This window comes from Gilliamella sp. wkB195 (genome assembly GCF_001690445.1).
Lineage (GTDB): Bacteria > Pseudomonadota > Gammaproteobacteria > Enterobacterales > Orbaceae > Gilliamella > Gilliamella apicola_E.
This window is the reverse complement of record NZ_LZGP01000037.1, coordinates 65,187-77,696: the sequence shown is the minus strand read 5'-3', so window position 1 is coordinate 77,696 and position 12,510 is coordinate 65,187. Positions and strand designations below refer to the sequence as shown.

Below are 12,510 nucleotides of genomic sequence, written 5' to 3'. Positions count from 1 at the left end.
ATGAATTATTTTTTATGTGTTAGAGTAGTTTTAAAATTTACATTTCACTGAGGATAGTTCAAATGAAAATGAGGTTCATCAAGCAAAAATTAGTTAATAATGTTGTGGTGTTAGCTTTATTTAGTTCTCTTTTTTTAATTACAGCATGTGATAACTCATCATCGAAAACCGATAATCAAACTAAAAAAGAGATCAGTATGGGCGTTTCACCAGGACCGTACAATGATCTGTTTAATGATGCGGTTAAACCAATACTAGAATCAGAAGGCTATAAAGTTAAGTTAGTTAATTTTCCACATTTATTAGAATCAGATGTGGCATTAAGTGAAGGCAGTATTGATTTAACGGTAGCTCAACATACTGCATATATGGATGTGTTTAATAGTCAACGCAAAGCTCATTTAAAACCAGTGGTGCATGTACCTTCGGTTCCCGCTGCAATATTTTCGAATAAGTATACGTCGATAAAAAATGTTTTTCCGGGTGCTAAAATTGGAATTCCTCAAGATGCATCAAATGCAGCACGTTCTTACAACTTGTTGGAAAAAGCTGGTTGGATTAAGTTAAAACCAAATAGTAATCCAATTATTGTCGGCAAAAATGATATTGCCGAAAATATTGCGGGTGTTGATATTGTAGAAATGGATTCAGCCAATATTCCAAGAGTTTTAAATGAGTTAGATTTCGCCGTTATTCCTGGCAGTATCGTTTATTCCGCTAATATTGACTCGAAAAAAGCACTTTTGTCTGAAACAATTATTCCTGATTTAGAAATTATGGTTGTAGTTAATGAAGGTAATGAAAATAGTCAATGGGCAAAAGATATAAAGCGTATTTACCAATCACAACAATTTAAAGATTACATGCAAACACATAATCAAAATGGTTATTGGGTTATGCCACAAGAATAGTGATCATTTAGCCCGTTTAAATGCGGGCTTTTTAATATTTAGGCATACTGGTATCAACAGTTCTAGCCCAAGCGTCAATGCCACCAGTTAGATTGTAGAGAAAATCACAATCAAATCCATTTTCAACCAAGTAACTTGCAACGTTAAGACTTCTTACACCATGATGGCAATAAATAATAATATCAATTTCATCAGGGATTTTATCTAAATAAAGTGGTATGAGATTCATAGGAATATGTATTGCTCCCGCTATTGCACAAATTTCTACTTCATTAGGTTCGCGTACATCAAGTAAAAAAAGCGGTACGTTATTATCGATCTGTTGTTTTAGTTGTAAAGGTGTTATTTCTTTTATTATTGACATTATTCAAACTCATTCTATCTAAAAAAAGTTGAGGAACGGGGTTTTTGAACGCAATTTTATGTGTTTTTTATTAAAAATCCCATCTTGCTAACGAGTAACAAGATGGGATTTTATTATGCAGCTAAAGCCTTACTAATTTTTTCGTAAAGATCTTTAGATAAATTATTCAACTTCAATAAACTTTCTAAAGCGACTCTCATTTTTTTCTGACGATCTTTATTAAAACGTTTTAGACGGATAAGTGGATCAATGAGTCGTGATGCCACTTGTGGATTTTTTTGGTTTAACTCTGTTAATATTTCTACTAAGAAATGATAACCACTACCGTCTTCTGCATGGAAAGCGACAGGATTATTATTTACAAAAGCACCAATTAGGCTTCTAATCCGATTTGGATTATTCAGTGAAAATGAGCGGTGATTGAGTAGTTTTTTTACTGTTGATAATACATTTTGCTCAGGGCTTGTTGCATTCAAGGCTAACCATTTATCCATAACCAAACCATCTTGATGCCATTTATTATCAAAATCGACAAGTAAAGTATGACGGCAATCAAGCTGTGCTTTTACCGCTGCGGTAAGTGCAGCTAATGAATCTGTCATATTATTCGCTTGTTCATATTGTTTTTTGACTAAGGCATCTACTTGTTGTTTATCATTAGCATATGCCAATAATGACAAACAGCAGTTTTTCAGCATACGTTTGCCGATATCTGAATGTTCAATATGATATTGATCTGTTTGATTATGATGATAGACCGCTGTTAACTCATCATAAAGTTCATTAGCAAATACACCTAATAAGAATTGGCGTACTTGATAAATAGCAATCGGATCAACAACATCAAACAGATTTGCTAATTCATTCTCTGAAGGTAATGTTAATATTTGTGCAATAAGTGCAGGCTCAACAGAGTCTGATAATAGTATTCCTCTAAAAGCATCCAAAACAAGTTCAGAGAAAGTCATAGGTAGATTATGTTGATAATTACTGACATTTAAACGCACATATTTTGCTAATAGCATTTGCGCAGCATCGTAACGACTAAAAGCATTACTAGCATGTTGCATTAAGAATATAAGATCACCATCTTGGTAATCGTAATTGAGTTTTACCGGTGCTGAGAAATCACGCAATAAAGATATAATTGGTTTTTCACTAATATTATCAAATACAAATTGTTGTTTTGCTTGTGTTACATTTAATACATGATGTATAGATTTGTTTTGATATTGCAATCTAATCACTTCGCCATCATGTTGATAAAGTTCAATATCTAATGGAATATGTAGTGCTTGTTTTTGGCTTTGATCTTGCGTTGCTGGCGTATGTTGCTCAACAGTTAGGGTATATTGATGATTTTGAGGATCGTAACTGTCAGTTACTGTTAAAATTGGGGTGCCCGATTGGCTGTACCATAATTTGAATTGTGTTAAGTCAATGCCTGATGCATCTTGCATAGCAGCAACAAAATCATCACAGGTAGCAGCACTTCCATCATGTCGTTTGAAATAGAGTTTCATCCCTGCTTGAAAGTTTTCTTCACCTAATAATGTGTGCATCATACGTATAACTTCTGCACCTTTTTCATATACGGTAACAGTATAGAAATTATTCATTTCAATTACTTGTTCAGGGCGAATAGGATGAGACATAGGGCTGGCATCTTCAGCAAATTGTACGGTTCGTAGTAGTTTGACATCATTAATACGTTTTACTGATCTAAGTCCTTGGTCAGAAGTAAATTCTTGATCTCTAAATACAGTTAATCCTTCTTTTAAACTAAGTTGGAACCAGTCTCGACAAGTAACGCGATTACCAGTCCAGTTATGAAAATATTCGTGACCAATTACGGATTCAATTCCAATGTAATCGTCATCTGTCGCGGTTTCAGGTTTAGCTAAGACATATTTAGAATTGAAAATATTTAGTCCTTTATTTTCCATTGCGCCCATATTGAAGAAATCAACAGCCACAATCATGAAAATATCTAAGTCATATTCTAAATCGAAACGATTTTCATCCCAGCGCATGGCATTTTTTAAACTAGTCATAGCCCATTGAGAACGCTCTAAATTCCCTTTATCTACATAAATTTCTAGATCAATTTTTCGATTAGAACGGGTTATAAAGTGATCTTTTAATATATCAAAATCACCAGCTACTAATGCAAATAAATAGGCTGGTTTAGGAAATGGATCTTGCCATTGAACCCAATGTCTACCGTCGGCTAGTTCGCCTTGTGAAATGCGGTTTCCATTAGATAATAGAAAAGGATATTGTTTTTTATTGGCAGTAATTCGAGTTGAAAAACGAGCTAATACATCTGGTCTATCAAGGTAGTAAGTGATATGACGGAAACCTTCTGCTTCACATTGTGTACAAAGTGCATCACCTGAAACATATAGTCCTTCAAGTGCGGTATTATCAATTGGTTTGATTTCGTTGACGATGGTTAAAGTAAATTCAGATGGAACATTTTTGATGATTAATCCGGTTTTTGTGATTTGATAATCACTCCAAGGTTGCTCATCAATATTTATTGAAACTAATTTAAGTTCTTCACCGTCTAAAATTAAATCGTCAGCTTGAGGATTTTTATTAATAACATGACTACGAGCGATAACTGTAGTTGTTTCTGCAGCTAAATCAAAATCGAGGTCAATATCAGTAATCGTGAAGTCGGGTGTTTTATAGTCATGACGAAATTTAGCAATTGGTTGGATATCAGTTGTACTCATTTTTCTTTGCCTTCTAAAGTGATGCGCTGATCATGTATTTGAATTCATCAAAATAGGTCTTAATTACTTTCATTTATTAATCAGATAAAAGTAAATGAATTATCAATATTAATCATTTTGGAATAGATATGGATTAATTTATCAAAATATCTTTATTGGCTATTATAGCGTATTAAAAATAATCTTATTAGATAATTAATCTATATCTTAATTATTATTCTGCTATAATCTCCAGAATTTTCTTGAAAGAACTGATAATAGATAGACATGTTACCCGCAATAATTACATCAATATTAGATACTGATGCTTATAAATTGCATATGCAGCAAGCTGTTTTTCATCATTATCCTGATGTGACTGTGAATGCACAGTTCCGGTGTCGTAGTGATGATTTACTAGGTCAGTATGCTGATGAAATTGCTCACCAAGTTAAATTAATGGAGTCTCTAGCTCTTACTGAAGATGAGTTCGCCTATTTGTCGCATATTTCTTTTTTTAAACCAGATTATTTAAATTGGCTAAAAAATTGGCATTTTAATAGTCAATTGTTAACGATTAAAAATGAAGATGGTCAGCTAGTTATTCAAATTGAAGGTAAATGGGTTGATGTGATTTTGTGGGAAGTACCATTGCTTGCAGTAATTAGTGAGATTGTTCATAAAGATCGTTCTCCTAATATTGGTGTTGATCAAGCACTGGTAAGACTTAAAGATAAATTAGCAATATTTGATACTAATGATATCGATATATCTGGTTTCAATTTGATGGATTTTGGCACACGAAGACGTTACTCTTTTGCTGTACAAGAAGCCGTTGTTAGTTATTTGCAAAACCATTTTAGCAATTTTAATAGTACTAGTAATTATTTATTGGCATATCGTTTAGGATTGACACCAGTTGGTACTCAAGCACATGAATGGTTTCAAGCTCATCAGCGTTTAAGTACCAATTTACAAGACTGCCAGAAGACGGCACTACAAGTTTGGTTAGATGAGTATCCACATGATTTGGGTGTTGCATTAACTGATTGTATTACGATGGATGCATTTTTACGGGATTTTGATTATTATTTAGCCTCTCATTATCAAGGATTACGCCATGATTCAGGCGATCCGATAGAGTGGGGCGAAAAAGCGATTCGTCATTATCAGCAATTAGGAATTGATCCTAAAACAAAATTACTGGTTTTTTCTGATAGTCTAAACTTTGATAAAGCGCTTAAAATTTATAAACACTTCAATAATCGAGTAGAATTATCATTTGGTATAGGCGGTTTTTTAGCTTGTGATATCCCGTCTACAGAGTTTAATACCAAATCGTTGAATATTGTGTTAAAACTGACTGAATGCAATAATCAACCTGTAGCTAAATTATCAGATAGTCCTGGTAAAACGATTTCGAAAGATTTGGCCTATATTGATGAATTGAAAAGAACGTTCAAAGTCAATCATTAATAATAAAAGTAGATTATTAATGCTAAAAATTAAATAAGTAAAATATCATTAACCGGTATTATTAATCATAAAGGAAATTTTTATGATTAGTCATTTTAAACTTATATTACTTTTAATAATATTAACTATATAGATAATAAAATAGAGATGGATAATTAAAATGAATTCAGTTGCTCCTATTGTTGACGTGTTACAAGGCAAAATTGCTGTTGGTAGCACTATTTCTGTTCAAGGCTGGGTACGAACTCGCCGTGATTCGAAAGCCGGTATTTCATTTCTGGCTGTTTATGATGGCTCATGCTTTGATCCTATTCAAGCTGTTATAGAAAAAGATCTACCAAATTATGAACAGGATATTTTACGTTTAACTACTGGCTGTTCAGTAAAAGTAACAGGAAAAGTAGTTGAATCTCCTGGTCAAGGTCAAAAATATGAGTTGCAAGCAACAAATGTTGAAGTTTATGGTTTTGTTGACGATCCTGAAACTTATCCTATGGCTGCTAAACGTCACTCAATTGAATATCTTCGTGAGGTTGCACATTTACGTGCTAGAACCAATATTGTTGGAGCAATCACTCGCGTGCGACATACATTAGCCCAAGCTATTCACCAATTTTTTGATGAACGTGGATTCTTCTGGTTATCAACACCAATTATCACTGCATCAGATACTGAAGGTGCGGGGGAAATGTTTCGAGTTTCAACTCTTGATATGTTAAATCTACCTAGAACAGATAATGGAAAAATTGACTTTGATAAAGACTTTTTTGGTAAAGAAGCCTTTTTAACCGTTTCAGGTCAACTCAATGCAGAAACTTATGCTTGTGCACTTTCTAAAGTTTATACTTTTGGTCCAACATTTAGAGCTGAAAACTCAAACACTACTCGCCATTTAGCCGAATTTTGGATGATGGAGCCGGAAGTTGCTTTTGCCGATCTTAACGATAATGCAAAACTCGCCGAAGATATGTTGAAATATGTTTTCAAGACGGTACTAGAGAAACGTGCTGATGATATGCAGTTTTTTGCTCAGCATATTGATAAAGAAGCAATCAATCGTTTAGAAAACTTTATTAATGCTGATTTTGCTCAAGTTAATTACACCGATGCCATTTCTATTTTACAAAACTGTGATGCAAAATTTGAAAATCCTGTCAGTTGGGGAATTGATTTAGCCTCAGAACATGAACGGTATTTGGCTGAACAACATTTTAAAGCGCCTGTTGTTGTTAAAAATTATCCTAAGGATATCAAAGCATTTTATATGCGTATGAATGATGATGGTAAAACTGTTGCAGCAATGGATGTATTAGCGCCAGGAATCGGCGAGATCATTGGTGGTTCGCAACGTGAAGAACGCTTAGATATGTTAGATAAACGTATGGATGAGTTAGGTCTTAAAAAAGAAGACTACTGGTGGTATCGTGATTTACGTCGTTATGGAACTGTACCACATTCAGGTTTTGGACTTGGTTTTGAACGATTGATAGTGTATGTCACTGGAGTACAAAATGTTCGTGATGTGATCCCATTCCCAAGAACACCTCGTAATGCAAATTTCTAAAATTTGCTCAAATTATCAACTGACTTTTTGTCAGTTGATATAAAAATCAATATAAATAAAACACAAAAATTGTATAAAAATTAATCAAACGGATGCAATTTTAAGCTTAGACACTAAGTTTTAGGAAAAGTTCACTTGATTTTAATAAATTTTTATACATAATTTACAGTACTGTGAAAATTGAGATAAAAATAATAGTTATAAACATTAGTTAAAAAACATTATTTTTGGATGAATAATCATTGTAACAAAATTGACACAACCCAAAAGACGTGTCTTTTAAGAAAAATAACCATGAGGGTAAGAAATGAAACGTAATCTATTAGCAATCGCTATCCCTGCTCTTTTAGTAGCAGCAGGTGCAAATGCTTCTATCGAAGTATGGAATAAAGATGGTAACAAAGTAGACTTTTACGGACGAGTAAAAGCTGCTAACAACATCACTGACCGTGGACAAGTAGGTGAAGGTGATGATACTTCAGCTCGTTTAGGTATGTCTGGTCAAACACAAATCACTGACGGCATCACTGGTTACGGTCGTTGGGAATATGAAGCTAAAGCAGGAAAAAATTCTGATAATGAAGTGCGTTATGCATTCGCTGGTTTAAATTTCGGTGATTTAGGTTCATTCGATTATGGTCGTAATGACGGTGTGTTAAAAGCAATCACTGCATATACTGACGTATTACCACAATTTGGTGGTGATGCAGCAAACAACGATTGGAACGTTCTTTCAGCTCGTACTAAAGCTGTTGCAACTTATCGTAACAACAACTTCTTTGGCTTAACTGACGATTTAAGTTTTGCATTACAATATGCTGATAATGGCGATAACTCAAATAAATTCAAACAAGATGCAATCAGAGGTGAATCTCGTGAAGCTTGGGGTGCAAATGTTCAATGGAACATTTTTGACACTGGTTTAACTGCTGGTGCAGGTTATGCTCAAACTTCAACTAGTGATAATCGTCAAAGCACTTGGGCTAGCGGTATTAAATACGATAATTATAATCTATATTTAGCAGCTAACTACTTCCAATCTAAATTTAAAGATGTAATATCATATGGACCGACTCATAGAGGTACTTATAAATCTGCTGATATTAAAGTTAGAGGTTTTGAATTAGTCGCTCAATATGGTATTGATTTAGACGTGGGTCGTATTACTCCATCTTTAGCTTATGTTCAACATAAAGTTAAAGCTGATGGAGTGAATTTTGTCGAAGATAATATTCGTTACCACAGTAGCGGGTTCAGCTCACCTATGGCTAAATATGTATCTTTAGGTGCAACTTATGATCTAAATAAAAACTTTAGTGCGATTGTTGAATATAAATTCAATCTTCTTGATCGTGATGACATTGGGGCTGCTGAAAATACCAAAACTCAACGTGGTAAACATGCGAACAAACCAGGTACTAAAGACGTGTTAGGTGTTGGTTTAATTTACCAATTCTAATCTCTTAATATCCTTAAATATCTCAAAAAGGCACTTAGGTGCCTTTTTTTTCGTCTATTAAATGTCAAACCATACAAAAAAACATTTTATGCTTAAAAAAAATTAATTTTAAGTCTTAAAATGGTCCTAACTCGCAGAATTAAATGTGATAAACATTGTTAATCTACAGTGTTTCAATAAAAATCTAGTATTCAATAGTAGATATCCCAGTAATAATTTAGTTGCTATTTGAAAGCAACTATTTATTAAACCAAGAACAAATATTTTTGTATCTTTTTTAAATAATAAAATACCTAAGAGGGTAATTAAATGAAACGTAATCTATTAGCAATTGCTATTCCTGCACTATTAATTGCTGGAACAGCTAGCGCTTCTATTGAAGTGTGGAACAAAGATGGCAATAAAGTTGACTTTTATGGTCGAGTCTATGCTTTAAATTATCTTACTGATCGAAATAATCAAACTGGTGAAGGTGACAAAACGACAGCTCGTTTAGGTATGTCTGGTGAAACGCAAATTTCAGATAGTTTGAGTGGCTATGGTCGTTGGGAATATGAAGCAAAAACTGGATCAGATGCTGATAACGAAACTCGTTATGCATATGCTGGTTTAAATTTCGGTGATTTTGGTTCATTTGACTACGGTCGTAACGATGGCGTATTAAAAACTTTAACTTCTTATACTGATGTTTTACCTGAATTTGGTGGTGATGCTTCAAATAATGATATTTATGCATTAACGGCTAGAACAAAAGCTGTAGCGACTTACCGTAATTCAAACTTTTTTGGATTAGTTAACGGTTTACGTTTTGCAGTACAGTATGCAGATAATGGAGATAATAGTTCAACTCAATATCTAAATAAGCATGATCGTACTGACCATGATAGTGCAGAAGCATGGGGTTCTGTAATTGATTGGGATGTGCTTGATAGTGGTTTATCTATTGGTGCAGGTTATGCGCAAACTGGTGGACATAAAGATGCTAAAGCATGGTCAGCAGGTGCTAAATATAATAACGACAATCTTTATTTAGCTGCACTTTATATTCAAGGTAAACAAAAATATGGTTGGGAAAAAGCGTCAACCACAAGTAATACTGATGATTTGAAAACCAAAGGTTTTGAATTAGTTGCACAATATGGTATTGACTTTGAAGTTGGTCGTTTAACACCTTCTGTTGCTTATATTCAACATAAAGTACAAGATGCTTCTAGCTTCTCAAGAAGTGGTGATGCAGGCCTTAAAGGTAATGATTTAGTAAAATATGTTGATGTTGGCTTAACTTACGACTTCAATAAAAATTTATCAGCCATTGTTGATTATAAAATCAACTTGTTAGATAAGGATGATATTGGTGCACGTCGTGCTTTATATGAAGACGGTACATTTAGTAAATCTCAAATTAAAGCAACAGCTAAGGATACTGTTGCATTAGGATTAATTTATCAATTCTAATTATTTTATCTTTTGATTTGATGAAAGGCACTTCGGTGCCTTTTTTCTTGTCTTTCTGGATCAAATACTGCTTGCACTTTAATAGATAGTTTGTTAAAAAATACAAAAAATAATAAGGAATTAGGATTATTTGATGCTTTATACTACTCGAAAGCTATCAGCAAAGAAAAACATTGCATTGGTGGCACATGATCATTTGAAAGAAGCATTATTAAATTGGTGCAAAACAAATCGCGAAGAACTCTCTCATCATAATTTATGTGGAACAGGTACAACCGGTACATTAATTAAGAAAGAAACCGGATTAAATATTATGCCAATGCTTAGTGGTCCAATGGGGGGCGATCAGCAAATTGGTGCTTTAATCGCAGAAGGTAAAATTGATATTCTTATATTTTTCTGGGATCCTCTAAATGCCGTTCCTCATGATCCCGATGTAAAAGCACTGTTACGCTTATCAACGGTTTGGAACATTCCGGTTGCAACTAATCAAGCAACAGCTAACGCATTAATACAGTCCTCAATATTTACTCAAGAAGTGGAGATAGAGATCCCTGATTACCAAGGCTATTTAAATGAAAGAGTAAAATAGATGCCAATTCCTTCACAAGTTCGCAAAACAGGTAGATACATATTATTATTTGATAATTTGTTTATTGTATTGGGATTTTATGTCGTATTTCCGCTCGTTTCTACGCATTTTGTTAGCCAAGTAGGTTGGAGTGCACTATTTGTTGGTTTTGCTTTAGGATTTCGTCAATTTGTTCAACAAGGATTTGGCTTAATTGGTGGTGCTATAGCTGATCGATTTGGTGCAAAACCCATGATCATAACAGGTATGTTTTTGCGGTCGATTGGCTTTATTTCAATGGCTTTAGCAACTGAACACTGGTTATTACTTGTATCTTGCTTATTGTCTGCATTGGGTGGACTGTTATTTGATCCACCTCGAATGGGATTAACCATAAAATTTACTAGACCCCACGAACGAGGCAAATTTATATCTTTATTAATGATACAAGATAATGCAGGTGCAGTTATTGGTGCTCTTATTGGTGGTATCTTAATAGATTATGATTTCCAATTAGTTTGTTGGTGCGGCGCTTTTATCTTTTTCTTATGTGGCATTTTTAATCTGTTTTTTTTACCCTCTTATCATATTGCAATTGGTAAAGCTTCAATTATTAATGGTATGAAAATGGTTTTGAAAGATAAAAAGTTTACTCATTATGTGCTTACTTTAACTGGTTATTATGTGCTTGGGGTACAAGTCATGTTGATGCTACCTCTAACTATTACCAATATTTCAGGAAGTTCAAGCTATGTGAAATGGATGTACGTGATTGAAGCAATTATCTCACTAACTCTGCTTTATCCTATTGCTCGGTTTAGTGAAAAACATTTTAGATTAGATCAACGCCTTAAATTTGGATTACTATTGATGTCGTTTGCCTTTATAATAATCGGATTTACATCCCAATTATCTATTTTGTTATCACTCATAGCGCTTTTTTACCTTGGTGCAATTGTAGCAGAGCCGGCTAGAGAAACTTTAGCAACCGTGTTAACTAATCCAAAAGCCAAAGGTAGTTATATGGGATTTAGTCGATTAGGGCTTGCTTTAGGTGGGTTTGTTGGTTATACCGGTGCTGGTTGGCTTTATGAAATTGCAATCAAGATGGGTTTTCCGCATTTACCGTGGATTATTTTAACTTTAGTTGGTTTATTAACGTTAGGTTATTTACAATCTTTATTTAAAGATGAACCACCTTTTAATTTAGTCAAGATGAAAAAAATTGATTAATTTCACCATATTTAAATAAAATTGCTTCACCAGTGTTTAATTTATGCCAAGTTTCATTTGAGGTTAACGGCATAGTTGAAATAATAGTGACAATATCATTTGGTGTAGTATGCTTTTGAAAATCGATTTCAACATCTTCATCAATTAATTTTGCTTTACCAAATGGCGCTTTTCGGGTGATCCAATGAAGATTAGTCGAGCAATAGGCAAATACATATTCACCATCTGAAAGTAACATATTAAAAATACCAAGTTCGGTTAATTTAATCGCACACTCTCGAATATAATCAAAAAGTTCAATATCATCGGTAGGTTGTTTGGGATATTTTTTATGTAACTGATTAATTAAGTAACAAAAAGCATATTCACTGTCGGTTAATCCAACTGGTTGAAAAATTCCCATATGCAGTTTTTCGTAATCAGTTAATTGCCCATTGTGGGCAAAAGTCCAATTTTTTCCCCATAATTCGCGAGTAAAAGGATGGGTATTTTCTAGAGCTACTCCTCCTCGATTAGCTTGACGAATATGAGCAATTACTGCCGTTGATTTTATTGGGTATTGTTGAACTAATTTAGCTATAGGTGAAAAACTACAAGGTTCAGGATCTTTGAATGTACGACATCCTTTACCTTCATAAAATGTTATTCCCCAGCCATCTTTATGTGGACCTTTATCACCGCCACGTTTGATTAAACTGGTAAAACTAAAACAGATATCAGTCGGCACATTGGCACTCATACCCAATAATTCGCACAT

General features: G+C 33.8%; 10 protein-coding genes. 7 read left to right on the top strand and 3 right to left on the bottom strand.

Translation table 11 applies throughout. From position 1 onward, the window contains the following. Positions 1-62: 62 nt before the first annotated feature. On the top strand, positions 63-911 hold the full coding sequence (locus A9G08_RS10240) for a MetQ/NlpA family ABC transporter substrate-binding protein (protein ID WP_218058473.1): 849 nt from the start codon (positions 63-65) through the stop codon (positions 909-911). A 31-nt stretch (positions 912-942) separates the two neighbouring features. Here the strand turns inward: A9G08_RS10240 and A9G08_RS10235 are convergent, their stop codons facing one another. Beyond that, complete coding sequence (locus tag A9G08_RS10235; RefSeq protein ID WP_065563609.1) at positions 943-1,275, bottom strand: rhodanese-like domain-containing protein; 333 nt, start codon at positions 1,273-1,275, stop codon at positions 943-945. 113 nt (positions 1,276-1,388) lie between these two features. Further along, positions 1,389-4,016, bottom strand: a complete 2,628-nt coding sequence (pepN, locus tag A9G08_RS10230) for an aminopeptidase N (protein WP_065563608.1) — start codon at positions 4,014-4,016, stop codon at positions 1,389-1,391. A 267-nt stretch (positions 4,017-4,283) separates the two neighbouring features. On the opposite strand from pepN, the gene pncB reads away from it, so the two are divergent. The 6 genes from pncB to mdtH all read left to right on the top strand — a co-directional run bounded on the left by pncB (position 4,284) and on the right by mdtH (position 11,753). After that, positions 4,284-5,471: a nicotinate phosphoribosyltransferase gene (pncB, locus tag A9G08_RS10225; protein WP_065563607.1), complete on the top strand. Its 1,188-nt coding sequence runs from the start codon at positions 4,284-4,286 to the stop codon at positions 5,469-5,471. Between the two features lie 160 nt (positions 5,472-5,631). Then, the gene (gene asnS, locus A9G08_RS10220) at positions 5,632-7,035 is read left to right on the top strand and encodes an asparagine--tRNA ligase (RefSeq protein WP_065563606.1); all 1,404 of its coding nucleotides are present in this window, start codon (positions 5,632-5,634) and stop codon (positions 7,033-7,035) included. Positions 7,036-7,342: 307 nt separating this feature from the next. Beyond that, positions 7,343-8,494 (top strand): porin, encoded by a 1,152-nt coding sequence (locus A9G08_RS10215; RefSeq protein WP_065563605.1) that lies wholly within the window; start codon positions 7,343-7,345, stop codon positions 8,492-8,494. A 309-nt stretch (positions 8,495-8,803) separates the two neighbouring features. Then, positions 8,804-9,949, top strand: coding sequence for a porin (locus A9G08_RS10210; protein ID WP_065563604.1), 1,146 nt, complete (start codon positions 8,804-8,806; stop codon positions 9,947-9,949). Between the two features lie 133 nt (positions 9,950-10,082). Then, positions 10,083-10,541 (top strand): methylglyoxal synthase, encoded by a 459-nt coding sequence (locus A9G08_RS10205; RefSeq protein ID WP_065563603.1) that lies wholly within the window; start codon positions 10,083-10,085, stop codon positions 10,539-10,541. Continuing rightward, positions 10,542-11,753 carry a multidrug efflux MFS transporter MdtH gene (mdtH, locus tag A9G08_RS10200; protein WP_065563602.1) on the top strand — a complete coding sequence of 404 codons (1,212 nt, stop codon included), beginning with the start codon at positions 10,542-10,544 and terminating at the stop codon, positions 11,751-11,753. Here mdtH and A9G08_RS10195 read toward each other — a convergent pair. Further along, the gene (locus tag A9G08_RS10195; RefSeq protein WP_065563601.1) at positions 11,731-12,510 is read right to left on the bottom strand and encodes a class II glutamine amidotransferase; all 780 of its coding nucleotides are present in this window, start codon (positions 12,508-12,510) and stop codon (positions 11,731-11,733) included. The genes mdtH and A9G08_RS10195 overlap by 23 nt on opposite strands.